21 protein-coding genes are annotated in these 25611 nt (G+C 42.6%); 7 read left to right on the forward strand and 14 right to left on the reverse strand.

Translation table 11 applies throughout. The features are described 5' to 3' along the window. Nucleotides 1–67 precede the first annotated feature (67 nt). Complete coding sequence (amt, locus tag JWG45_RS15520; protein WP_205280557.1) at nucleotides 68–2230, forward strand: ammonium transporter; 2163 nt, start codon at nucleotides 68–70, stop codon at nucleotides 2228–2230. A gap of 148 nt (nucleotides 2231–2378) precedes the next feature. On the opposite strand, the gene JWG45_RS15525 is transcribed toward amt, so the two are convergent. From JWG45_RS15525 to lipB, 6 genes are all read right to left on the reverse strand, one after another. Beyond that, nucleotides 2379–7928 carry an LA_1737 family protein gene (locus JWG45_RS15525; RefSeq protein WP_205280558.1) on the reverse strand — a complete coding sequence of 1850 codons (5550 nt, stop codon included), beginning with the start codon at nucleotides 7926–7928 and terminating at the stop codon, nucleotides 2379–2381. Between the two features lie 23 nt (nucleotides 7929–7951). Next, complete coding sequence (locus tag JWG45_RS15530) at nucleotides 7952–8173, reverse strand: DUF167 domain-containing protein (protein ID WP_205280559.1); 222 nt, start codon at nucleotides 8171–8173, stop codon at nucleotides 7952–7954. Nucleotides 8174–8182: 9 nt separating this feature from the next. Next, nucleotides 8183–9778 carry a murein biosynthesis integral membrane protein MurJ gene (murJ, locus tag JWG45_RS15535; protein ID WP_205280560.1) on the reverse strand — a complete coding sequence of 532 codons (1596 nt, stop codon included), beginning with the start codon at nucleotides 9776–9778 and terminating at the stop codon, nucleotides 8183–8185. 3 nt (nucleotides 9779–9781) lie between these two features. After that, on the reverse strand, nucleotides 9782–10720 hold the full coding sequence (locus JWG45_RS15540; protein ID WP_205280561.1) for an STAS domain-containing protein: 939 nt from the start codon (nucleotides 10718–10720) through the stop codon (nucleotides 9782–9784). Nucleotides 10721–10730: 10 nt separating this feature from the next. Beyond that, nucleotides 10731–11822 carry an LIC_12071 family protein gene (locus JWG45_RS15545; RefSeq protein ID WP_205280562.1) on the reverse strand — a complete coding sequence of 364 codons (1092 nt, stop codon included), beginning with the start codon at nucleotides 11820–11822 and terminating at the stop codon, nucleotides 10731–10733. A gap of 75 nt (nucleotides 11823–11897) precedes the next feature. Further along, on the reverse strand, nucleotides 11898–12545 hold the full coding sequence (lipB, locus tag JWG45_RS15550; RefSeq protein WP_205280563.1) for a lipoyl(octanoyl) transferase LipB: 648 nt from the start codon (nucleotides 12543–12545) through the stop codon (nucleotides 11898–11900). Between the two features lie 18 nt (nucleotides 12546–12563). Between lipB and JWG45_RS15555 the strand changes: the two genes are divergently transcribed. From JWG45_RS15555 to JWG45_RS15565, 3 genes are all read left to right on the forward strand, one after another. Beyond that, nucleotides 12564–13097, forward strand: a complete 534-nt coding sequence (locus tag JWG45_RS15555) for a type II toxin-antitoxin system antitoxin SocA domain-containing protein (protein ID WP_069607001.1) — start codon at nucleotides 12564–12566, stop codon at nucleotides 13095–13097. A 27-nt stretch (nucleotides 13098–13124) separates the two neighbouring features. Then, the gene (panD, locus tag JWG45_RS15560) at nucleotides 13125–13460 is read left to right on the forward strand and encodes an aspartate 1-decarboxylase (protein WP_100784009.1); all 336 of its coding nucleotides are present in this window, start codon (nucleotides 13125–13127) and stop codon (nucleotides 13458–13460) included. 88 nt (nucleotides 13461–13548) lie between these two features. Next, entirely contained in the window at nucleotides 13549–14397 is an 849-nt protein-coding gene (locus JWG45_RS15565) for a hypothetical protein (protein WP_205280564.1), read from the forward strand. A 3-nt stretch (nucleotides 14398–14400) separates the two neighbouring features. On the opposite strand, the gene JWG45_RS15570 is transcribed toward JWG45_RS15565, so the two are convergent. The 3 genes from JWG45_RS15570 to JWG45_RS15580 all read right to left on the reverse strand — a co-directional run bounded on the left by JWG45_RS15570 (nucleotide 14401) and on the right by JWG45_RS15580 (nucleotide 15989). After that, nucleotides 14401–14604, reverse strand: a complete 204-nt coding sequence (locus tag JWG45_RS15570) for a hypothetical protein (RefSeq protein ID WP_205280565.1) — start codon at nucleotides 14602–14604, stop codon at nucleotides 14401–14403. Between the two features lie 849 nt (nucleotides 14605–15453). Then, nucleotides 15454–15708: a hypothetical protein gene (locus JWG45_RS15575; protein ID WP_205280566.1), complete on the reverse strand. Its 255-nt coding sequence runs from the start codon at nucleotides 15706–15708 to the stop codon at nucleotides 15454–15456. A gap of 71 nt (nucleotides 15709–15779) precedes the next feature. Further along, nucleotides 15780–15989, reverse strand: a complete 210-nt coding sequence (locus JWG45_RS15580) for an LIC12077 family protein (RefSeq protein ID WP_205280567.1) — start codon at nucleotides 15987–15989, stop codon at nucleotides 15780–15782. A gap of 122 nt (nucleotides 15990–16111) precedes the next feature. Here JWG45_RS15580 and JWG45_RS15585 point away from each other — a divergent pair, with 122 nt between their 5' ends. From JWG45_RS15585 to JWG45_RS15595, 3 genes are all read left to right on the forward strand, one after another. Continuing rightward, nucleotides 16112–17593, forward strand: coding sequence for an HDOD domain-containing protein (locus JWG45_RS15585; protein ID WP_205280568.1), 1482 nt, complete (start codon nucleotides 16112–16114; stop codon nucleotides 17591–17593). A gap of 6 nt (nucleotides 17594–17599) precedes the next feature. Further along, entirely contained in the window at nucleotides 17600–18391 is a 792-nt protein-coding gene (locus tag JWG45_RS15590) for an ABC transporter ATP-binding protein (protein ID WP_205280569.1), read from the forward strand. 99 nt (nucleotides 18392–18490) lie between these two features. Further along, the gene (locus tag JWG45_RS15595) at nucleotides 18491–18910 is read left to right on the forward strand and encodes an SRPBCC family protein (protein WP_205280570.1); all 420 of its coding nucleotides are present in this window, start codon (nucleotides 18491–18493) and stop codon (nucleotides 18908–18910) included. Nucleotides 18911–19023: 113 nt separating this feature from the next. On the opposite strand, the gene JWG45_RS15600 is transcribed toward JWG45_RS15595, so the two are convergent. The 5 genes from JWG45_RS15600 to JWG45_RS15620 form a co-directional block, all read right to left on the reverse strand. Beyond that, nucleotides 19024–19359, reverse strand: a complete 336-nt coding sequence (locus JWG45_RS15600) for an LIC10421/LIC12816 family protein (RefSeq protein WP_205280571.1) — start codon at nucleotides 19357–19359, stop codon at nucleotides 19024–19026. A 741-nt stretch (nucleotides 19360–20100) separates the two neighbouring features. After that, a complete protein-coding gene (gene topA, locus JWG45_RS15605) occupies nucleotides 20101–21957 on the reverse strand; it encodes a type I DNA topoisomerase (protein WP_205280572.1) in 1857 nt (618 codons plus the stop codon). A 13-nt stretch (nucleotides 21958–21970) separates the two neighbouring features. Continuing rightward, on the reverse strand, nucleotides 21971–22936 hold the full coding sequence (locus tag JWG45_RS15610) for an oxygenase MpaB family protein (protein WP_232380710.1): 966 nt from the start codon (nucleotides 22934–22936) through the stop codon (nucleotides 21971–21973). Between the two features lie 371 nt (nucleotides 22937–23307). Next, a complete protein-coding gene (cysK, locus tag JWG45_RS15615) occupies nucleotides 23308–24237 on the reverse strand; it encodes a cysteine synthase A (RefSeq protein ID WP_205280573.1) in 930 nt (309 codons plus the stop codon). Between the two features lie 189 nt (nucleotides 24238–24426). Then, on the reverse strand, nucleotides 24427–25497 hold the full coding sequence (locus JWG45_RS15620; protein ID WP_205280574.1) for a hypothetical protein: 1071 nt from the start codon (nucleotides 25495–25497) through the stop codon (nucleotides 24427–24429). Between the last annotated feature and the right edge of the window lie 114 nt (nucleotides 25498–25611).

Below are 25611 nucleotides of genomic sequence, written 5' to 3' on the forward strand. Positions count from 1 at the left end.
TCCGTAAAAACGAAATTCAGAAAATGATTCTTGCAAACTTTATTCGTCTTAAAGACAAAAGACGTAGATGCCTAAGACAAATTTCGACATACTTTGGATCATCCTTTCTTCAGGACTTGTTTTTTTTATGCAGGCCGGTTTTCTTTGTCTTGAATCCGGGCTGACAAGAACCAAAAATTCGATCAACGTCGCGATCAAGAATATTACAGACTTCGGAATCGCCACGCTCATCTTCTACTCCGTCGGATTCGGTCTTATGTTCGGATCCAGCTTCTTCGGATTTATTGGATCCGATTCCTTCTTTCCCGAATTTTCAACGGTCCATCCTGAAATCGCCGTTTTCTTTTTGTTTCAACTTATGTTCTGCGGCACGGCGGCGACGATAGTTTCGGGAGCCGTCGCAGAACGTATGAAATTCGGAGCTTATATAGTAGTGACGATCGTTATCTCCGCCATCATCTATCCGATCTTCGGTCATTGGGTATGGGGAAAGAATTTACTCAACTGGGAGACGGCAACCGGTTGGCTCGGTAAGCTGGGCTTTGTCGATTTTGCGGGATCGACCGTCGTTCATAGCGTGGGTGGCTGGGTAGGACTCGCGGCGATGTTACTTTTAGGCAATCGTTCCGGAAGATACGGCGAAGACGGATCGGTTCGTTACATTACGGGACACAACCTTCCGCTCGCGATGCTCGGAACCTTGATCCTTTGGCTTGGATGGATAGGCTTTAACGGAGGAAGCACGTTAGCGTTCACCGCTTCGGTTCCTAAAATCATCGTCAACACGATGTTCGCCGCGGCGAGCGGAATGGCGGCCTCTCTTATCTACGGCTGGATCCGACTTCAATATGCGGAAGCGACTCTTCCCTTAAACGGCGCGTTAGCCGGTCTTGTCGCGATCACCGCGTCCTGTCACGCGGTCGGTTCCCTCGACTCCGTCTTTATCGGCTTCGTCGCTGGGATCATAATGTTTGAAACAAGATCTCTTTTGGATCGACTTCGCATAGACGACGCTGTGGGAGCCATTCCGGTACATCTCGCGGCCGGGATTTGGGGAACGATCGCAGTAGGTCTATTCGGAAATTTGGAAGTTTTAGGGACAGGATTGACACGATGGGAACAAATCCAAGTGCAAGGTATCGGAATTCTCACCTGTTTCGCTCTCGCCTTCGGATTGAGTTATCTTATTTTAGGATTGGCAAATCGTTTTTTTAAGTTTCGTGTTTCCGAACTGAACGAGCAAAAAGGTTTAAACTATACGGAACATCGAGCGACGACCGAACTCATTGATCTTTTTCTCGAGATGGAATACCAAAAAAGAACGGGGGATCTCAGTAAGGATCTTTCCATCGAACCGTTCACGGAAGTCGGTCAGATAGCCGAACGATACAATTCCGTTCTGGGAAGAATCCGGATGAACATCCAGGAAAAGGAGATTCTCACAAAACAATTGGAAGAAAACCTCAATCTGATTCAAAACGATCTTTCCACTGCGAAAAAAATTCAGTCCGGAATTCTTTCTCAAAAAGATAGAACGATTGGAGAACTCGAAATCATCATACGTTATCTGCCGTTGAGCGAAGTCGGAGGTGATTTTTTCGACATTATGGAACTTCGGCCAGGGCTGACCCGATTTTTTCTTGCGGATGCGACCGGGCACGGAATACAAGCGGCTCTGATCACGATGGCGATCAAAGCGATCTACGAATCTCTCAAACGTGGAATCTACAGCGTTACTGAAGTTTTATATCACCTAAACAACGAATTCTTAAATACATTCAGAAATTTGAATCAATTTTTTACTTGTATCGTGTTAGATATCGATACGAAGTCCGGCAATGTTCGTTATGCCTCGGCGGGCCATATTCCTCAATATCTGATTTTTGAAAATAAAATTCTAAAGCTGGAAAAAACGGGAAGAATCGTCGGAGCCATCTCTAAAACGGAATACACTTCGAACGAATTCAAAATCAATCCGGATTCTAAACTTGTCCTTTTTACGGACGGCCTCGTAGAACAATGGAACACCGAGAAGGAAGAATTCGGCGAGGAAAGAGTCGAAAGAATCATTCATTCGATGGATTCCAAATCCCTTAGAGACGGGATCGACTCTTTGTTAAGCGAACAAGAAAAATTCTTATCCGGCGTACCAAAACAGGACGACATTTCTATCATCGGTATCAATTGGAAACGAAACGGAGTTTCAACTCAGAATCGAAGTTCGTTTTGATTTGTAGAACCCTTTCTAAATACAATTCCGGGACATTTTGGAACGGGTCAGAGTAACATTACTTGAAATCTTCTCCGAACTCGAACGACTCGAAAATTTTTAATTCCGAAAATTCTCCGGAGTTCCATAAGTTCGATTTAGTGATCTTCTACAATCGAATTCCCAAAATTCTACTGTAAGTTTCCCCTTTTGCCGTTGTCGTCCTGCTATAAATAAACTTAAAGAAGGAAGTTTTTTCGTAACCGGTTTCGGCCTCGTATTCGTGATTCCAAATCAAACCTCCGATCGCGGGAAAGCCGAATACTCCCCGATTTCTAAAACCTCTTTCCGACTTCGATTCGGAGAAGTAAAAAAGTCCACCTAAAACTTTAGTCGATTCTTCCTTGTAAATTTCGGAACGGTTGTTGTAATAAACAAGCCCAAAGCCGCCTAACGTGAGCGAACCTTCTTTATCTTTCGAATGATAAGTAAGAGCCGGAGGAAGCAGGAAGGAATAACCGTCGGAGGTCTCGCTATAACGATAGACCGGAAGAAAGTTTTGAATTTTTTCCTGTGGAGAATTGAGATAACGAATCCAAAGAAAGTTCCAATCCGTCAACTGGGGAGTCGATTCGTATCCGGCCAAAACGCCGCCGAGCACGGACCAGCGGGTTCTATCCTTCTCGAATTCGGAATGAAACGCGCCTAAAAACAAGGACAACTCTTTCTTCTGCTCCGATAACGAAGATTCCAAGTCCACAAGATAGAGAAAATTATAACGATTGCTCTTCATATTTCTTCCCTGATAATATCCCATTAAGAAAAATGAATATTCACTTCCTTCGTTAAAGGAAGTATACACCAGAGGAAAAAGTAGGAAGGTTTTTTCAGCTCCGCTTCTTTCGCTGGAATAATAAACTGAAGGAAATAGAAAAAAACTTTTGGTTCCTTCCTCGTCGTCCCGTTTGTAATTCAGAAGAATTCCGAATAAGTTCGTATGAGAGCGGATTTTTCCCTGCCTTTCGTTAAAACTCCGATAACTCACGATCGGAACGATCCAACGGTAGTAATCGTAGTCTTTGTGATCCGAACTTTTATAAAAGAAAAGAGGAAACAGATAAGAACTCGTTTCGTGTTCTCCTTCCATTCCGTTTTTATCATATCCGAAAAGCGCAAGGGCCGCCTTAAAAGAAGTCGATTCTGATCCGTTGTGAAGATATTGAGTGTTTTTATAGTTCGCCAAAAACAACCAATCGAAACCCCATACGTCCTTTTTGATCTTGTCTTCACGAACACGTTCTTCGAATGTATGGAGCAACGGAACGGGGGCGATCGGATAGAACCGATTTGTATAAAGATTGGCGCCTCCACCTTCCTGGACGGACTTTGTCTGAAAGAAAACAGGTGTGAATATTGTGTAATCCACATAACCCTTTCGAGCGACCTCTTCTTTTTGATACCAGAACGGAAGAAACATCGTCCGCTTGAATCCGCTCTTTTGATCAGATTTAATTCCGGCGATCATAAGAATACTTGTTTCGGAAGAAGTCGGAGTCACTTCGTTCGAATAAAGAATCGGAATCAAACTGGAAGAATACGTTTGAATTCCGCTTTCTTGTTTTGTCTTTCTAAAAAAGAATAGGGATAAGTTCCACGATCGAGTATCCTGAGTCGGTTCAACTTCCGAAGAATAGCCGCCTAAAAGACCGAGCAACATCTTAAATTCGAAATTTTGTTTTTTAAGAATCGGAAAATTTTTCTGTTCAGAGTTTGCAAAAAACAACCAGGTCCAGCCGTTAGTTTCCACCCTGGTCTCATTTTCCGTAACACTTTCATAGGTATAAAAAAGGGGAATCGGAAAGATCGTATAAAAATTGTTATCCGAAGAGGACACAAGTTTCGAGTTTCCCTCTTTCAAACTTTTATGAACATATAATAACGAATACACGACGGATTCGTCCTGTCCGAACGACGTTCTCTCCTTCTCGTAATAAATAAACGGAGGAAAAAGGAGTCTTTCCTCTTGAGTCCGGGAATTCTTCCTGTAATTAAAAATCAAACCGAACGTAGCATCGTAGGACTCCGGAGTCCGTTCTACCGAATAAAAGAAGGGCACCGTATCCGACTTGAACTTCCAATTCTCCCCTTCGCTGATCCTCTTGCCGAAATAAAACGGAAAGACATAAAAGGAGGAAACCTCCTCCTTCTCCCCTTGTCTCCACTTGGATGCGCCGGCCAAGAGCAGAAAATTCCAGGAAGAAGCTTGCGCTGAGGAAGAACTGTAATGGCCGAAAATGAAACGGTATTTTTCGTCATTCTCCCTTCCCCACAAAACAAAAGGAATCGGAAGAATAAAGTTCAACTCCGAAGTATAAGGTTTTTCAAATGCAATTCCCTCTTTCGATCCGCTGTAATAAAAAAGACTGAGTAGAAAGGATCGTTTCGTTTTTAAGACGGCGTCTTCGCCGGAAGAATATAAAAAGAGAGGAGTATATAGATTTCTTTTCTTCAAAACCAAACTTTCGCTGTTTGAACGATCTTCATAGTTTCTAAAATAAAACGGAAAAAACAAACTGTAACCGGAGCCGCTACTGTTCCCTTCTTTATGATTGTATTCTTCAGAAGCCTGATAAAGCGGAAATAAGATTCCATGAAAGGAGGAACGTTCGTAAGCTCCGGTCTTTTCTCTAGAGCGATAGAAAAAGATACTTTTTGTCTCCAAAGAGGAAGCGGTTTCACGATGTGTGAAGAACGGAAAAAAACGATAAGCGACTTCCTCTTTCGACTTTGAATAACGAATCAATGGCCAGAGAACCGAATATTCCCGACGGTCTTTTTCCTGTTCCATCACGAAAATAAAAATCCCCAAAGAACGGACAAAATCGGAACCTTTCCTTTGTTCCGCGTAAAGGGGAAACACAACTCGATACGATTCGTTTCCGATCGTTCCCCAAAAGGTAGGCAGAGGAAGTGGAAACGCGAAAATTTTATCTTCGTTGTTTTTTCCCCAAGTAAACCAACCGAGGGGAAGAATTCGAAAGTGTTTTTTATCGTCGCCGGATTGATAACTGGCGATACCGAATAACGCTTCCCAACCAAAATAATTTCTTGAATTTTCTCTCGCTAACTTCTTATACGAGACAAAATTCGATCCTTCTTGAGCAGACCTCTGTTCTTTCTCCTCTCCTACAACCGCGACCCGAACTTCCTTTTTTACACTGAGACTTTTTTGATTCTTTGCCTGAGGCAAAACCGGAACGGATTCCTCTTTTTTTTCATCGTCAAAAAAGGTAAGAGGATTGGAAATCTCCTTCCGTAGAGAAACGCTGAAGAGGTTGTAGATAAACGCGTAATCCAGATCCACATAGAATTCTTTTCCGGATTCGCTCGACTTCAAAGAAGCGTCGAACTTACCACCTGTTTGAGAAATCGAGATCCCACCAAAGTAAAGTTCTAAGTTTTTATTCTTCTCGTAGTATTTTAGATAAGCCGGAAGAAAAATATCCCCTCTGGACTCCGAACTCTTCCATTGCCAATAAAGGGGCGCTATAAAACTCGAACTTGTTTTAGTTTCCCTGTTTTCAGAAGAGTAATAGAGAAATATCCAGTCTCTATCCACGTTCGGAGATCGGAGGCGATAGTGGACCGGACTAAAAGAAACGTAATTCCGATCGTCTCCACCGAACCGAAAATAAAAAGGCAACCAGAGATTATATTCATTTTTTTGATAATAGTGTAACGGAAGAACGGTTCTTGTTGTGGTCTCTCCCGAAGAATCCTTCCAGCGGTAATACAATCCGGCCAAGCCAAAAAACGATTCCCCGGTTTTCGATTCCGAGGAATAATAGAACGGATAAAAACGCTGAAAAGAAAAATTCTTCGAATTGAATTCGTGATAACCGAGTGTAAACAATTCGTCTTCGGTTTCCGAGTAATATTTATAATAAAAGGGAGCGATCGTTTGTTTTTCATTCTCCGATCCGTTCTGAAAAAATAGAAACAAAGGCATCGCCAGATAAGAATTCTTTTTATGAAAGTAAAACGGAAACACAAACGAAGAAAGATATTCTCCTTGAGCGCCCTTACTCCAATAGGTGTTTAGAACAAAAGTTTCCGATTCTTGCTTTCGAGTATGCCGATAGATCGGAAGCGGCAAGAGCGTCAACTGAGTGAAATTTTCCCCGTCGTAGTTGTGATGATACAAAGGTAAAACGGTAAGATAGGAATCCTTTTTGTAAAAAAGAAAAGGAGCGCTTATAAGTTCCGAAAGCCCCTTCCCTCGTTCCCGTTTGAAATACGTATTCAGATAATAATCGTGGGTGACATCTTCCGATCGATGTTGATAAAAAAGAGGTCCGGCTCGGTTTACGGACCGATCTCGATCCGTCCAAGAAAAGTAGAACGGAAACAAATGCTTATATTCGTTTTTCTTAAAATAGAAAAACGGAAAAATCGTAAGGTCTGACAACCCGTCTTTGTCGGTCTTCCAATAGGTATTGATCAGAAAGTTTTCCGAAAAATCCTTTGCGTCCTTACGATAATATAAAAATGGAGGAAAAAACTGAGTGAATTCTTCCCCGTCGTAGCCGTGGTGATAGAGAGGAAAAATGTTGAAGTAGGATTTCTCTTTGTAAAAGACGAAAGGGAAAAAAGTAAAACTGGAATCCGATTGATTTTTACTTCCGGACCAGTAGAGCAAAGGTAGAACTCGAAAATAACTCCAGTCCTTATCCTTTCCCCATTGAAACAAAAGAAAGTTTCTGATTTTATAATCTTCTCCGTTTTCTTGTAGATACAAAGCCAAAGGAAGAAATAAGAACTTAGTATTTTCCGAACGAAGCGAAATCGATTTTGATTTGTACCAACCGATCGGGCTGAAAGAATATTCAAAATAAGAGTCGCTTGTTTTTTCCTCGTCCTGAAACCAAAGCGGAGAATAAATCGTGAACGTCTTGGATTCTTTGTTCGATCTGGATTGATGATAAAAAGGAAAAAAGGTAAACGAATAGTCCTCCCTTATTTTTTCCGTCGAGTAATGAAGTAGAGGAAAGAATCGGAAAAATCTTCTTTCCAAGTCGTGGCCCCAGTGAAACAAGGCGAGCGTAGTTTTAGATTCCTCCGGAGTTTCTTTGTTAAATAAAAGCAAAGGAAGAATCAAAGTCGAAGTCGATTTTACTCCGCCGATCAATTCCTTCTCTCTTGCGATCAAGGGAAAAAATCCGGGAAACATGGAGAAACTTTTTTCAAAGCCGGGCCCGGACGAACTCGAGTTGTAACCCAACCAATAAAAGTTCGTCGACTCCCGATATCCTGGTCCGTCCCCGGAAGGAGCCACGGTTCGACGATAGAATACGGGAGAAAGAAAAGTATTGTCTTGGATTCCTTCCAGATTCAGACTTCGATAGCTATAGAACGGAAAAAGATAACTTTTGGAGGCGTTACCCGACTTCGCCTCCAGAGAATTATAAAACGGGAATATTCTAAATTGCTTAAATTTTGGATAATCGGTATAACGGATAAACCAGAGGACGTGGACCGAATTGTGACCGTTCCAGCGTTCCCAGTCCACAAAACCGGCTCTCAAGGGATATTTTTCTTCCTTTTCACTTCCGAAAATTTCTTTTTTTTCACGGACGAGTTCGTCGAAAGGATCTTCCGTTTGGGACCAAAGAAGTGCGGGAAAAAAGATAAGGATTAAAAGAAATAAATAATTTCGCATCGTATTGGGGTTGGACTTATATCTTAGAGATCGATCTCAACGGTCTTTCGTTTTCCTTTTTCTCCGGAAAGAATTCGAATTTTTTTCTTTGGAACTTTCCACTCTTTGGATAGGGCCTCGATCACCGCTTGATTCGCTTTTCCTTCCAAAGCCGGTTCTCGGACCGCAATCGTAATGGAACCATCCTCCTCTTTTCTGAGAAAGACTTTTTTGGAGTTTGGTTTTACGTAAATCGTAAACTTCATTCCGACTTGTTAGGTGATCCGGTGTTTTTTACGAAACCTTCCCACCAAAAGGTATATCCCTTCCACGCGGAAAACGAGACTCGAAACAAAGAAAAGCGCCATTGCCGGAAGAATTACGATAAAAAGGTTGATCCTGGACGCCTGCGCGTAACTCACCCCCTCTCCTTCCAAGTAGTTTAAAATTGGCGAATATAAGAATAAATTATGAAAGAGCAAGTAAGTCCCCAAAAGAAAAAAAGGAACTATCATTTTGGAAATTTTTTTCAAGAGCGAAAGCCAGGGAAATTCGACCCTGTGTTTTTTTAAAAGTGCCCCGAGTAAAACAAAAGTAATCGAAGCGGAGATCGCCGACGCGAGTGCGATCGCCGAATGTTTTAAAAACCAAACCAGAGAAAGATTCAAAACGATATTGAACGTAAAGGAGGCAGACTGAATCTTGAGAGGAGTTTTTGTATCTTGAAACGCATAATAAGAGGAAATCAAAATCTTATTGATGCTAAAAAAAGGAATCGCGATCGAATAAAAGATCAAGGGTAAAACTGCGGTGTGGGTCGCAAGATGATCCCATTTTCCTCCGAAGTAAATCGAATCTAAAATGGAACCGGATAAGATCGACATTCCGATCGCAGCAGGAACCGTAAGAAAGATCGCAAATTCAAGAGCTGCGGACAATTCTGTTCCCACCTCGGACCACTGTTCGTTCTTCAAGGATTGAAGAAGCGCTGGAAGAATCGTGGTGGCAAGCGCGACTCCGATGATGCCGGTCGGCAGTTGAACGAGTCTTTGTGCGTAATCCAAACTCACAACAGCGCCCAAACCCGGATTTTGATTTTGAACCCAATTCGCGAGAAAGATATCCACAAGAAGACTCAACTGATAAAAACCGCCGCCGAGAGCAGCCGGAAGCATCAGTCGAAAGATCTTTTGGATCGCCGGGTGTTTCCAGTTCCAGTTGATCTTCGGCAGGTCCCCTTTTTTCCAGACAAACCAAACCTGCACGAGAAACTGAATCAGACCTCCGGTCACGATCGCCGAACAAAGGACAATCACTCGGTCGTGAAGATCGGAAATAAACGGAAACAAAACGATAAAGACAAAAAGATAACTCAGATTTAAGATAATCGGAGAAAGAGAAGGAACAAAAAAACGATTTTTAGAATTCGAGATCGCCATAAAAATCGCGGAAAGACTCGCCGTGACGATCAAAAAAAAGAGGATATAGGTAAGCTCTATTACTAAATTTGAATATTCTTTTGTTCCTCCCACAAGAAACGGAAGAAAAAACGGGGAAAGTAAAAACATCACTCCGACGAGAAGCGAAAGAACGAAAAACAAAAAGGAGAGAACGGCGCCGCTCATAACCTTTGCTTCTTCTTCGCTGATTTTTCCCGACTCCGCATAGAGAGGCATAAAGGATTGGGAAAGAGTTCCCTCCGCCAAAAGATTGCGAAACATATTGGGTAAACGATAAGCGACCGAAAACGCGGAAGCCACCATGCCGGTTCCGAAGGAGACGGCCATAAAATGATCTCTCACAAGACCGAGAATTCTGGACAAGAACGTATAAAACGAAAGTGCGATGCTTCGCGAAGCGGCGTTGGACAACTCTTATGTTCCTAGAAGTTTTTCTAGGTATCGAACTCCGCCCATGGCATTTAGGTCAAACTGAATCTGACACGCCGGACATTGGTATCTTCCCGGCTTGGAAACCCGAATTCGGCTGCTACAAGCGCCGCAGTAGATGATTCGTTTTGGAAAACTTTTTTCCGTTTGAATCGCTTTCTCCAAAATGGATTTTGCGGAATAAGAAGAAGGTTCTGTAAGCGAAGAAGCAGTCGGCATTTTGGAAGAGGTAAATGAAGAATGAATTCCCTCTTCCCGCAAAGAAGTTTCCTCTTTCTGAGACGGATCGGAAAAAACTTGTTCCTTAGACTCACTCGACTCCGAGGTGGAAACTTCGTTCTTCTGCGTTTCGGGAGTCGGATTCTCAAACTCCTTTTCCACGTTCTCCACGGACTCGGAGGAAGAAACTTCGAATTCGGGAACGGTCTGAATCTCGGGAATATAAACGGAATGAGAACCGCCTAAACCGGAGCGAGAACCCGAAGACGCGGAACCGCTCGAAGAATAAAACTGAATGGGCTCGTTTCTTTTGATCCGGGAAATCGAAGAAGATTCTTTTTTGGAAGTTCTCTGATCCTGAATTTTGATCAGAGAAAGATATTCTTCGGCGCGGGAAGGATCCTCGAAAAAAGCGATCGTTTTACCGAACCCGAGAAAGCTGAGTAACGTCTTACATTCTTCGTTGAACGCGCAATAGGCGGAAGAAGCTCCCCTGTTTTTCAAAAAATTCTCAAAGCGGGCAAGGACGCTGATTCCTTCGGATTCGATGTATTCGAGTTCTTCGCAGGAAAATAAAAATTTCCGGATTCCTTCCTCCCACTTCGATTTTAGATAAGAATAAAAATCCTCCGCGCTCGAAGCGTCGAGTTTCCCCTTCAACTTGAGCTTGAGAATATTCCCGGAAAGTCTGGATCGGATTTCCACGTTTTGTATCTTATCCTAAGTAGATCGCGTCCAAAACTTCTTCTTTCGAAGAGACGATCGTCGGTTGAACCGTAGCGAGCGCGGGTTCCGGATGAGTAAGAGATACGTTTGTTACCGAAGGAACCTCCATCGGTTGCGTGACAACGGAAGCGACTTGCGGAGCTGAAATCTCAGACTTGGCCAAGATCGGAGAAACCGGAGGAGTGGAAACCGCCTCCTCCACTTTGGCTGAGGCGTTGCCAAGACTTCCCGGAATCGGAAGAGAATCGAGAGGACTCGATTTTCTCGCAAGAACCGGAACGTTCATCTCGGAAGAATGAGAGACCTTTTCCACGAGAGGTCTCGAGCTCAGATCGGGAACCGATTGTCTCGTGGAATTGCCCAAGGTCAAAAGGAGATAAACAAATTCTAAAAATAAAGCGGCGCCCAAAGCGATTAGAGAATAATTACGAACCAACCACTCCAAGAGTTCGGTCTGTTTGGAAACGAAGGTGCGGAAGTTTCCTCGGTCATAAATCATGTGGATCGCAGCGACACGATCGAGTTTGATCGGGTGATAAACGGCCGCGGAAAGAAGAATTTCGGGTTCGTTGATTTCGGGAAAGTAACCCGCGAGTTTGGAAAAAAAACCGCCCTGGCCCGCGACTTCCTTTTTTTCACCCATCAAAACCGGAATACCGATCTGCCATTTCCGAAGACGAAATGCCCTTGTATAAAGAGCGTCTTGATAGAGGGTCACCGGTTTCCTCTTCTTCAAATCTTCTTGAAGATATTCCGGATTGGAATGAGCGAGCACGATTCCGGAATCTGTGGTTAAAAAAAGTTCTTTGATCGTATATCCGTCCGTGTCTTTTTCGGACAACTTAGTCATTCTGTTAAAAACAAAGTTCATATCGTCGTAGTTTCGATCTAAGCCTGAATTTTCAGCGGCCTTTGCAAGAGTGCCTAACGTGTCTCTCGCTCTGTTATCGGAGGCGATTTTTAAGAGTTCGAAAGATGCCAGAGAAGATTCTAAAAACGACCAGGCCACGGCTCCGAGCGCGACCGCTTCGCAGACGATCAGCAATAAAAGAAAATAGAATATACTTTTGAAAATCTTCACTCTTCTGACCTCTCTTTCATCAATCGGAAGAAAAGAGGCATTCTCTTGAGGATAAAATGGGAGAACGCGAGGTTTTCAGTGAGAAACCGCGTTTTTCGAAGAAAGAAGAAAAGAATTTAGACTTTTTTGAATCAGGGAAAGAAATTCGTTTCGTTTGTCCGCGCCCGGGTCAAGGCCCAACATTTCGATGTTCGTCATGTCCAGCCAGTTTTTGCCGCAGGGGTTGATACAACGAAAGGCCTTGAAATCGTTGTTCAAGTTAAACGCGATTCCATAACTCGTAAAAAAGGACTTAAAGTTCACGCCGATAGAGCAGATCTTTTTCGAAGGATCAGACTGAAGATAAAGACCGGGAGAATCCGGATCGGAGACAAGGCTTAAGTTCCAGGTTTTGAGCGCGGCATCTTGTAAGGCGCCCAAAAAATTCTCCAGGTAAGTGCGAATGGAAAGATTCCGTTTTTTCAAATCCACGTGAGAATAGATCACGAGTTGGCCTGGTTCGTGAGCGGTAAAATCCCCGCCCCTCTGGATAAAATGGATCTCAATTCCTTGGGATTCCAGAAAATCCTTCCCTAAGAGGAGATTCTCAAGATTATAATTGATTCCGCCGGTGATCGTGGGACCGTGTTCTAAAAACAGAACACATTCTTTCCGAAATCGGCGAAATTTTTCCTGCAATTCCACATAACGAAGGTATGGAAATTCTCCTTTCAGTTCGATCATTCTCACAAGATTCTTTATATGGAAAAACTTTTAGAAGTCATCTCTTTTATCCTACAAAAGTCCCCGAATGGAAGGGATCGTTTGTCCCTTTCCAAGCTGATCTATTACGCGGACGGGGTTTACTTCCAAAAAAACGCAAAACTGATCACGAATCAGACTTATATCCATTTGGAAGATTCTCCTTGCGCTTTAGATTTTCAGTCGGCGTTGCTTCATCTGAGAAAAAACGGTCTAATAGATATCAAGCCCAGACTTACGGAAAAAGGAATCTCAGGATTTCAGATCGTTTGGACGGGCGAACCCGGAGAAGAAGCGGTAGATTTGAATCGGCAGGAAAAACGAATCATTCGTAAGATTTTGGAAAATTTTAAGAATGCGGTCTACGATGAGAATCGGGTATACCCGAATCTCTACGAAAACTACATCATTTCTCCACTTTTTGCGGAAATTCCATTCAGCATGGATACCTTAAATACCAAAATTCACTTTTTTAAGCGGAAAACGCTTTTAAATATCTCCGGTAAAATTTTTAAGGTACTATTTAGTGAATAACGGGACCCTAAGATGCAAATAACCGTAATGAAAGGTAAAATCCACCGGGCTACGGTAACGGACGCGGACCTGAACTATGAAGGCAGTCTGACCGTGGACATGGATCTCGTGGACGCGGCAGGAATGCGGGTCTATGAGAAGGTTTCCGTTGTGAATGTCAACAATGGAGCCCGTTTCGAGACCTATATCATCGAAGGAAAGCGCGGATCCGGAGAGATTTGTCTCAATGGAGCGGCCGCGAGACTCGGGATGAAGGGTGACAAGGTCATCATCATCACCTACGCGCAAGTGGAAGAGAAAGAACTTCCCTCTAATTACTCCCCAAAAGTAGTTCACGTTGACGAAAATAACCGGAAACGGTAATTTTTACAAAAAACGACTTTCCGAACCTAATTTCCGGCTCGCAGAGACCGATATAAATTAGTAAGAATTCCATCGGACCAGAATAACTATGAAATCTTTTTTGAGAATCTCTGTTTGCCTGCTACTTCTTTTCCTAGGTCAGTCATCCTATAGCCAGAACGCAGAAAAACCCGATCCGAACAAAAAGGACGGAGGAACAGACTACTATCCCCTATCCTTCTACGACGAACGTCTCGCCGTGAAGAATATTTCCTTCTTCCGCAGACACTCAGATAACGGAAAGGGAGAATTTCTGGATGTGATGGTGGAACTGGAAAATCGGGACTTCGAACCGGCGAAGTTTTCCGCTTATATTTTAGCGGTGAACGAAACCTCTTCCGTCAGTGCTGAAAAAAGAGAACTCGTTCCTTTTCCGAAATGGAGAGGATACGACTCCGAAAACAATACCTTTGTGATCAATTTTCAAAACCTAATGCCTCAGAAGCTCGAACCGAAAACGGTTTGGGGAGAAGAGAAATACAATAAGGTAAAAAAAGAATACGATGATAAGATCGCGAGAGGAGAAACCGTGAAAATGGGAATTCCAGCTCTCACGGAAATGATTACCTATCTTACCAATCATCCTGAAAATGCTTTAGAATTTACGATCTTTGGAGAACAAGGTCCGAAAAAAGATCAGGTTTTGATCAGCAACTTTGTGGACCAGACGGAAGAAGAGAAAAAGAAACAAGCTCACGAATCTCTCAACAAACACACTTACACGATCTACAACGCAAAATACAAAGCAACGCTCATGTCGCATCATTATACCGAGTACAGACCCGGTTATGTGAGTTACAACAAAGTAGTGATTTTGATTTTCAATCCTTTGAAAGAGAAAAACAAGCTCGTCTACAGAAGATTCATGGACGTAAGCGGAATCAAACTCCTCAATTGAGAATTATTTGCTTCCGGGCGGAAATCCTTCTTCCGCCCGATGTTCGACGGTCGATCCCAAGTCCCCACCTGCTTTAGAAAGTTTTTTCAATTTATTCGACAAACTCATCGTTAAGAACTGAAAATGGGTTTGAAGTTTGTCCGGGATAAAATTCGGAAAGGATAGCTCTTTTCTTCCCTGGGATGAAAAAGGAAGTTTAGATTTCATGACGGAACCAAGTCTTCCATAAAACAGAATCCTCGATTTGCAAAAAAAGATTACCACACGAAAGAAACACTGAAAAACCCGTCTTTTGTTTCTTCCACGTTTCTCGATCCAAGAAGACTGAGGATTTGTTTCTTGAGACATTCGATTTAATTCATTCTTCTTGAGTGAAATGGAAAGATTCAAAAAAAATTCAGACTCTGGAACCCCGTAAAACCCCGGAGACAAAGGTCGGAAGACCTCTTAGCATTAGTGGGTTCGATGTTTGGATCGATGGTTTCTGAAAACGGGAAAATCTGAGAATAGTTGAAATCCTCCTGTTTGGAGGAGTTCCTACGCGGGGATTTTTTCTTGCGAAAAGTCTGATTTTGTGATAGAGGAAAGTCTTCCGATTTTTCCCGCCGCCGCTCCCCTCCACCCAAGGTCAGGGCGGGGCCGCGCTACTTTCACGGAGGACTGTCGTATTTCCGACGGATTTATCCTTACTACAAGTTAAGAGGAATTGTAACTAAAATCATTTTACAAGACGAAGTTTTGGAGGAGTTCCTACGCGGGGATTTTTTCTTGCGAAAAGTCTGATTTTGTGATAGAGGAAAGTCTCCCGATTTTTCCCGCCACCGCTCCCCTCCACCCAAGGTCAGGGCGGGGCCGCGCGACTTTCACGGAGGACTGTCGTATTTCCGACGGATTTCCTCTAAGAGTAAAGAACCACTTTTGTGAGTATCTTATCCAGTTCTTGGCATCAATTCTTGGAAGAGAAAAAATCAAACAAGGAGATCTTGGGATCAAGGAAATAAAGAAGAAGATCTCGATCTAAAATCGCTCTGAAATTGACGGTAAAAAGGTATTTTTTTAGAGAGATTTTCTGGAACGTTTCGTTTGCTTTTTATAACGTTCGATACTTTCCGGGACATATCTGGTGGACCAATCCGCGCCGCTCATATTCTTTTCAATCCATCCCGTTCCGTGATCCCATCGTCCATCTGATAGAAAATCAAAGAAGTAGGAGGAGTTCATGTACCGATAAGAGTCCATGATGTCGAGAATATCCCTTTTTACGGGGAAACCCTGGCCGCTTTCGCTTTCTGAAAAGAAGCTATTGTCCATTGGTTCAATTCTAATCAGGGGCATTTCCAATGTCCATTCTTTTATTATGTTCGCATTGATCGGGCGAAATTCTAGTCCCAAAGAGTCAACTGGCCCTCCTCCCGATTTTTCTCGGAGGCGTCGATTTCTCCTACCAAGTTTCCCAATTTTTTACCGTGGAAGACTTCTTGACGCCGTTTTTTCACCTTTCTGGCTTCTTCTAAGATTCCCTCCAGTTTCTCCTCTAAAAAATAACGCAATTGTTGCTCGATTTCGTTTTCTGTTTCGCGGATCAAAACCATCTCTATCCTCCAACTTTCCTCGAATACTATAGAAAGAATAAATCGGACCCCGGACAATGTTTTCCGGAAAGACTGGATTTATTTCCGATTCGTCAAAAAATTGCAAAGAGAAAGGCCAATCGATGCTCAATATAACGGAACTCACGGAAACTCTTCTCAATGGAAAGGACATAGATATCGAATACAAATTCGTATCGGAAGAGGACCATCAACAGCTCTATAATTTATTGCTCAATATTTTAGGGAAGATCGATCGACTTTTTCTAACCGAAGTGATTTCTACGATTTTAAAAGAAATTCTCATGAACGCGAACAAAGCGAATGCGAAAAGAATCTTTTTTCTCAAAAAGAATTTGGATATTCATAACGCGGATCATTACACAAAGGGAATGAGAACCTTTCAGCAAGAGATCACACACCACTGGGACGACCAGAAAGAAAGTTTGATCAACAGCAATTTTCAGATTCATCTCCGTGCAAAGATGATCAACAACAGCCTCGCCATCCTTGTAGAAAACGACGCGGCCCTACTTCCCCAAGAAACGGAAAGAATCAAAAAAAGAATCGAGTCCGCGAGAAAATACAACGATCTTTCAGACGCGTTTATGGATATCTCCGATTCTCAGGAAAGCGCCGGACTCGGATTGGTTCTGATCCAACTTCTCTTAAAAAACTCCGGGATCGGATCCGATAAATTCAAAATGGATACGGACGGAAAACTCACGAGGGCGACTCTCGTAGTTCCGCAGCAGATCGTCCCGATCGATATAACGACCAAACTCAAAGAAAGAATTTTGGCTGAAATCGAAGGACTTCCTCCTCTTCCCAACACACTCACTCGTATCATCTCTCTTTGTAACAACCCGGACTCCGATCTTTCCATCATAGCAAACGAGATCGAAAAAAATCCTGCTTTGAGCGTGGACCTCTTAAAACTATCCAACTCCGCAGGTTTTGCGAGTAGAAACAAGGTCAACACGATCGTCCAAGCAGTGAAAGTGGTAGGCCTTAAAAATGTTCGAAACCTACTCTACGTTTCCGGAGTAAGAAAGATCATGGATGGACGTTATGCGAAACTGCAAGAAGTTTGGAATCATTCCAACATGTGCAGTTTTTTTATACGTCATATCGCGGGCCGAGGTGGAATGACAAGAGTCGCGGATATCGCCGCAGCCGGGGCGCTCCTTCACGATCTTGGAAAGTTTATTCTTCTTTCCTTGGATCAGAAACTTTTTATCAAATTATCCAATTATCAAAAAGACAGGGACTTCGGAAGTTCTACGATCTTAGAAGAGATTTCGATCGGAATTTCCCATCCGACCCTCGGGGGACTTCTCGCGAAAAAATGGGACTTTCCTCCGGACCTTGTTCAGATGATAGAATATCACCACAGGCCTTTTATGGCGATGGGAAGCGTCTATCACGACTTAGTCGAACTTGTATATCTTGCCAACATGATGGTGGATTGTATCGATAAGAAAGCTTCCTTTTTTACGATAGACGAAACCATTCTTCAGAAATACGATCTAACCGATAAAAAGACCTTCGAAGAAACCTGTGAAAAACTTCGAAAACTCTACAACATCGCGAGAATGGAGAACTAAAAACGTTTGCAATCGGAGCCCTTACTTTCCCTCGAGGAAGTCAGTTATAGACCGACCGGAAAGACGATCCTAGACAAGGTCAGCTTTCGGATTTGGGAACACGAACACTGCGTCCTTTTGGGAAGAAACGGAGCCGGAAAAAGTACACTCGTAAATCTGATCTACGGGATGATCTGGGCCAGTTCCGGAACCATCCGACTTTTTCAGGAAACCTATGGAGAAACGATCATTCAGGACTTGAGAAAAAGAATCGGAATCCTGGACGCTTCCCAACAAGAAAACGCTCTTCAAAGAAAACTTACGGTCTTAGAAGTAATCTTGACCGGACTTTTCCATACGATAGGATATTACAGAGATCCGAGTTCCGAGGAAGAAAAAAAAGCGATACGGATTTTGGAAGAAGCGGATCTGATTTCTAAAAAGGAACAATTCTACGTTACACTCTCATCGGGAGAAAAGAAAAAAATTCTTTTTTTGAGAAGTCTTGTATGCGAGCCCGATCTTTTAATCCTCGACGAACCCTGCTCCTCTTTGGATCTCACCGCGAGAGAAGATTTTTTAGGATTCTTAAACCGATATCATACACAAAGAAACTTCACTTCTCTCTACATCACTCACAGACCGGAAGAAATTCCCGAATTCTATTCGAGAGCCGTATTGTTAAAAGAAGGAAAAGTATTGAAGTTCGGACCGATCGAAGAATCTTTCAGAGAAACATACTTGGAAGAACTCTACGAAATCCCCTTACAAGTCAAAAAAATCAACGGCACTTGGTCGGTCCTTCCCAAACGAAACTGATAAAAACTTTTTTCAGATTTCAAAATTTGGAATTGCCTTTGCTTTTTTGAAATCAAAATTCAAATTCTTATCCAAAACGATTCCGGAGCAAAATTCAAGATGATCAGAATCCTAAAAACAAAACATATCGGAATCTCCATCCTCGCTTCTTCGGAGAAGGTTTATAAATATCTTTCCGATCCTAGAAACTTTCCGCAGTGGGCTTCCGGACTCTGCAAATCCATTACACCAGGAGCCGGTGAGGAATGGATCATCGACGCCCCTCAGGGCGCACTCAAGGCGATCTTTACGAAAGAGAATGAGTTCGGAATCGTCGATCACACCGTAATCTTTCCAACGGGAGAACGAATCCACAATCCAATGAGAATTCTTCCAAACGCGGACGGATGCGAAGTTCTATTCTCGCTTTTTAAAACAGAGGGGATGAGTTCCAAAAAATTCGAGGAGGACGCAAACTGGGTGCGAAAGGACTTGAACGAGCTTAAGAATCTGATGGAAAAAACGTTCGGGGCATCCTGACGAAGCGCTGCTCGCCTATACGAAAAATAGGATAAGAATCGAATCCGATGCTCAAAGAAAAAAGGCGCCTCAGGCGCCTTTTTTCAATCCACAAAGATCATATTTATTTTCGATCAGAAATTACCAAGAAGTGCTTGGTATCTCGCATTTTCCCTTTCCAGCACCTGAGCTTGTTTGATGTATTTTTGAGATTGAGCGTTGCTGGCAAGAAATTTACCACCTGTGGATCTTCTGGCAAGTTCTCTCAATTCTTCCGCTCTTTGGTTTTTTTGAAATGCGATGGCCCGCAGATAATTTCCCACAGCCGTTTTTTGCTCTTTTGTCACGGCACTTTCCACGATCGCTTTTTCCAGAAGTTGATCTTCAACGTCATCGGAGACGGCAAAAACGGAGCTCGCTGCCAGAAAGCCCAAAAGAGAAATTACAGAAATCAATTTGTTAGTGTTCATGATTGAAACCTCAAGTTTTATATTTGTTTTTGCTTTTGAAATCCGCCTCAAAACAAGGAATCCTCGCTCGACGGTTTCTCTGGAAACAAAGTATCTTTGTTTCCCTTCTAACAATCAGACTCATCTTTAAGAAAAAACCATTTTTAGAATCAAAAAAAAATTTAGAACCCAACCTCTACTTTCACTTATCGGATTTACAATATTCCATTTTATGCAACGAACAAGCGCAGAAGCACACAATCCAAAACGGCTTAAAAAAAAGATTCAAATTCCATTCTATAACCTTCTTAAAAAAAGAAGCTAAACCCTTAAAAATGAAACGATTGGCTGAAATTCAAACAGACCCAATCTAAAATTTTACATCTCAACCATCAAAACTCAAACAGAATTCTCAATGAGAATAAGGCCTGCTCTTTTATGGGAAAAAAACGGAGTGTTTTCATCAGAATCAAAAACTCGATACTCGGATGTAGAAAAAGAACATCGGAATAAAAATGGATTTCGCGTAAAAAATAAACAAGCTCAACATAAGATGTGTATTTTGAATTAAACTTGTATTCTTCGTTTACGAAAAGGATTCAAAATGAAAGGATCCGAGTGAGGAATTCTAACAAAATGCTAATCCATCGGAGTTCTTGTTAAAAAAATTCCAAGAGAAATTACGCGAAAGAATCTACTTTCCGAAGAAGGCTCTTCCCGTAAGAGAATGTGGAATGGAAATGGGTTTCGAAAACTAAGGTTTCAGAGATAAGAATCGCCGCGGTCCGCCGACAGCTCGTAGCTCACATACTCGCATTCGGGAAACCGATTGCACTGATAGAACTCCTTCTGTTTCGAAGTTTTCTTTTTTTGCAGAACCCCTTCCTTACAAAGCGGACAGATTCCCCAGCCGGTTTCCTTTTTCCTTTCTCGAACTTCCGCCCAACCCTTGCGGACGACGTTCGAATTTTTTTTACTAGTTTCGATCTGAGTTTGAAGAGTAGACCAAAGTCGGTTTAATATTTCAAAAGAATCGGACTCGTTTCGTTCTATCTTGTCCAGATCCGATTCAAGTTCGGCGGTAAACTTTTCCCGAAATAATCCACCAAAACTCGATTGAAGAAAGAAATTTACCTTCTCTCCCAAGGGAAGAGGAGTGAAGAATTTTTTGTCCTGATCGATATACTTTCTTTTTAGCAAAGTTTCCGCAACGGTCGCATACGTGGAGGGACGGCCGATTCCTTCCTTTTCGAGTTTTGCGACGAGCGAACCTTCTGAAAATCGGGAAGGAGCTTCAGTCTGTTTTGTTTCGGCTTCCACCTTTACGATAAAAACGGATTCTCCTTTTTCCCAAACCGGAATCGGCTTATCCTCAGCTTCAATCAGAATCTTAAATCCGAGAAAGATTGTCTTTTTTGTTTCCAATCGAAAGATTTCACCCGAAGAAAGGATCGAATATTCAGTTTTTATAAACTCTTCCGGAGGAAGGAGGGATCCGATGCTCCTTTTCCAGATGAGTTCGTAGAGGGAAAATTCTTCTTTGGTTAGAATTCTTTTTGCATCCTTTGGAGTCAAAGATACGTTTGTAATCCGAATCGCCTCGTGTGCGTCCTGAATTTTGCGGGTCGACTTTCTTGTTTTGATCGCTGATTGCTGAAAGTCCTTTCCTAAATTGGAAAGAATCCAAGTCTGCGCTTGGGAGACAAAGTCCGGACTCAGGCGTGTGGAATCCGTTCTCATATAAGTGATCAACCCTTCCCGCTTACCGTTTCCGAGATCGATTCCCTCGTACAATTTCTGAGCGATGTTCATCGTTTTTTTGGATGAAAATTGAAATCTGCGAAACGCTTCCTGCTGAAGACTCGCGGTCTGAAACGGAGGTGGAGGAAAGCTTTTTCCCTTCGATTCCTTTTTATCCGATAAGATTAAGTTCTTCTCTTTTTGAATCTGCGTAAGAATCAAGTCCGCTTTTTCTTTGGAAAGAATCCTATCTCCGATTCTTTGAAAGATTCCTTCCCGCCCATTTTTATCCTTAGAGTAAATCAAAATATTATAATATACTTCCGGTTTAAAACCCCGGATTTCCTCTTCTCGATCGCAGATCCATTTTAGTGCGACGGATTGAACCCTTCCGGCCGAAAGTCCGGGCCCGATTTCCTTCCAGAGAACCGGACTGATAAAATATCCGATCAGACGATCGCCGATCCTTCTCGTTTTCTGAGCGTTTACAAGAGATTCTTGGACCTGAGCCGCGTTTTCGATCGCCGCGAGAATGGAATTCTTTGTAATTTCGGAAAATCGAATCCGAAAGACGTTCGATTTTTTTTTGAGACGCTCTCGAATATAGGAACTGATAAACTCACCTTCACGATCCGGATCGGTTGCCAAGTAAATTCTATCAGATTCTTTAGCGGCTTTGACGATTTCGGAAACCACCTTTTTTTTTCCGGGAAGAATCGTGTATTCAGGTTCGAAACGATTTTTGAGATCGACTCCAAGCGTCTTCTTAGGAAGATCCGCGACGTGACCGAGCGTCGCGAGAATTTTATATTCTTTTCCCAAGTAACCGGAGATGGTTTTTGCTTTCGAGGGAGATTCGACGATGAGGAGGTAGGACACGAAGTTTTAAAGTCTAACTTGGCCCGAGGTTTTCAATCAAATATCCGTCTTTGTAAGTCGGGTTTTTCCGCTTCGTTACAAGAAACGGTTTTTTTCGAGAAGGCCAAAAGAATTCCAGGATCAATGCGCGGGTCTTAAATGCGGCGATCGTTACGAGTTCGATCCAGCGAATCGGCTTTGGAAATCCCATCGCGTCTCGAAGAGGGGGTTCCATTAAGCTAAAAAGACCGTGAAAAAGAATCGTTTGAATTCCCGGAATTTTCGGAATTCTTCCGGCAAGGATATGAAGCGTCGCCCGGCCGAGACGTTCGCTTTCGGGAGTTCTTTTGAAGTTTTCCTTTTCAAATCTGCGATTCCAGATTTCAAATGTATCGTAGTCGTCGGGGAGATCTTTGATATTCATAAGCTTTCCCACATTCTTCCAGAAATAAAAATTGGCGAGTTTCTCTTTTTTTGAGGCCCTTCTCCAGCCGAAACGAAAATTCCAGCGGACGGGTTCGTAGATAAACGTGCTGAGGGTGTAGAGAAAATCCTGATTAGAAATCGAATACTTTTTATGGATCTGATTGAGTCTTCGAATCGCGGCCTTTCCGTTTTCGGATTCGGTTCCATTCTCCAAAAATTCTCCCAAAAGAATCGAAGTGTCGTCGTATCTCTTTTGTCCGAAGTTTTCGAATTGTTTGGTCCCGTCTAAGATCTTTGCAATCGAAGGAATCGCAAACGTTTTAAAGAATGCTAATGCTAGAGAGATTTCTATATCCCTTGGAAAATCGTAACTGCCGGAGAGAAAAGAAATTTTGTGACAATCCTTCTCGGGATCTAAGTTTTGAATCTGATCGTAAATCGTATATCGGTTCCACATAGCCGCAATTTGCAGAATACGGATTGTGATGCAAGAAATTTTATTTCCGATTCCTTTGGCATCAAACTTTCCAATAAAATATAAACGTTCGTTCACGGCCTCATAGGTTCTTCTCATTAAAGAATTTCTTTTTAATTCGAAATGAAATCCGCTCCTTAAGAGTAACGCAGAGTGAAAAGCACTTCTCAAGAGATCCTTGAACTTCGATTTTCCTCGAATTAAAAATTAAAGTCGAAACGAGACGGAGATTCGACTCGAAATTCTTTCGATATAACTTTGCTTACATTTTCAAATACCAGGCACAAGGGAATACAAACCGATACATCTTTTCAAAATTCTTATAATTGATAATAAGTATGTGTTCCTTACGGATTTGATTTGTGTCGCATCCCGAAAAATGTATTCCAAAAATGGAATCTAATATAAAAAACCCCGAGGCATTTCGGCTCCGGGGTTTTTAAAACGGAGAGTGCTGAGATCAGAAATTTTTATGCGTTCGATGGAACCGGAAATAATCCTTCGATCGAAAGGTATCTTTCACCCGTATCGTAAGAGAAAGTCAGAACTTTAGAACCTTCCGGAATTTCAGGAAGTTTTTTGGCGACCGCTGCCAAGGATGCTCCGGAAGAAACTCCGATAAAGATTCCTTCTTCTTTCGCCGCTCTTTGAGCGTATTGAAACGCTTCGTCTTTGCTCACTTGAATCACCCCGTCTAAAAGATCCGTGTGAAGGTTCTTTGGAATGAATCCTGCTCCGATCCCTTGAATCGGGTGAGGTCCCGGCTTTCCTCCGGAAATTACGGGAGAAGCTTCTGGTTCTACCGCGAACACTTTCAATTTTGGAAACTTTTGTTTCAGTACTTGAGCGACACCTGTGATATGTCCTCCGGTTCCAACGCCTGTGATCACAAAATCCAATCCGTCCGGAAAATCTTTTAGAATTTCTTGCGCTGTGGTTTCCACGTGCACTTTGATGTTTGCATCGTTTTCAAACTGCTGAGGCATCCAAGCTTTTGGATTTTCCGCAACGATCTGTTTTGCTTTTTCGATCGCGCCCGGCATTCCTTTTTCACGAGGAGTGAGTTCGAACTCGGCTCCGTAAGCCGCCATGATTCTTCTTCTTTCGATGCTCATCGATTCAGGCATTACTAAAAGGAGTTTGTATCCCTTAACGGCCGCAACCAAAGCCAATCCGATTCCTGTGTTTCCGGAGGTCGGTTCTACGATGATACTATCTTTTGTGAGCTTTCCGGATTTCTCCGCGTCTTCGATCATAGAAAGTGCGATACGATCCTTAATGGATCCGCCCGGATTCGATCTTTCTAACTTTACATAGATTTCGCTCTTTGTGTTGTACAAGCGGTTGATTTTTACGTGTGGAGTGTTTCCGATAGTTTCTAGAATACTCTTAGCTTTCATTTCTGTTTTCCTGCCTCTTCCAAGGGTTCTTTGAGTTTAGATGTTGTTATATTAGACATTTGTTTCAATATAACAAATGAATTCAAGAAAAAAAATCCTTTTCAGCGGATTCTTTTTACGGAAAGGAGGGATTTTTGACATTCCTCAATTTCCTGGAAAAAGTGTGAGCTCCTACTTTTTTAGAAAATCTCAGATTTCCTGAAGGACAATGCTCTGAAGAAAGGATTCGGCCGTTGGTCCAAATTCTATCCCAAGTGCTTTGAAAACTGCATAGATCGTCGAAATGTGAACATTGGAATCTCCCGGAGTCGCCGCGTAACCTCGAATTTCTTTCTCCAAAATCTCCAAAGAGCCGAGAGGAATCACAGCGTGAGAAAAAATTCTTCCGTAAAGTCCCCGATCTCTTCCGGAAGAAAAGATTGAGTTCGTGGAAATCAGATTTGTAGTCGAAAGATATGGATCGTTTTGCAATCGTTTTAAGACGATTTCCCTTTTTAGCGTTTTTTTAAGACGAAATCGAAAACGAACCAGATGCATATAGGGTGAATTGATCGTGACCGAAGACGATGTCACCGGAATTTTGATTCCGATTTCGGAATAGAGTTCGTTTAACAATCTGCTATGATGTGTTCCCCATTCCGCCTCCGGTTTTACCAAGAGTGGCCCGGTTACGTGCGGATCGTCCTTGGCCATATCCGCATCACGACGAATGACGAGAAAGTCGGCTTCTTCCAAGATCGATTCCAATTCTTTAGGAGATTCTTCCGTTAATATGCGCAGTGATCCAGCGAGCGTATGAGTATTGCAGGTCGCGACGTGAATCATTCTTGGAAGTTTTTTCTCCAGTGAATCCCTCGCATCCGGATACATAAACTGTGGACCGAATTTATGCTCACTGCCTTGGGATATAAACATTCTAATATTAGAATATTCTGATGAATAGTATTCCTGGATTCTTGAATCCGCCACTCCAGATGGCGAACAATCGCAGAGCACAAGGGATCTATAAAGTGCGTCTTCCTTTTTAACAAAATCCGGAAAATACTTTGCGACTTCGTTTTCGGAAGTTTCAACGACATACGCGCCTTTTTCCACGAGGGAAAGTATTGCCGGAATTTCCGATTCTTTCAACCGAAAGGGCTCGATATAAACCTGGAACTGTTTTAGTTTTTCCTGGAGAATCAAGAGGAGAGAAGAGAGAGGCCATCCGATGACGCCGGTTCCGCGGATATATACGCCGGGGAGTTGATTTGTTTTCATGGGAAGTTCCTCGTTTGAAAAGAAAGTTTTGTCGGAGATACGACAAAAGTCGGAGTGGAAGATTCTTCTTGAAAAAAGGGAGATTCCGTGATAGAGGGAAGACGCTCGATTTTT

It is taken from the genome of Leptospira ainlahdjerensis (assembly GCF_016919175.1).
Classification (GTDB): domain Bacteria; phylum Spirochaetota; class Leptospiria; order Leptospirales; family Leptospiraceae; genus Leptospira; species Leptospira ainlahdjerensis.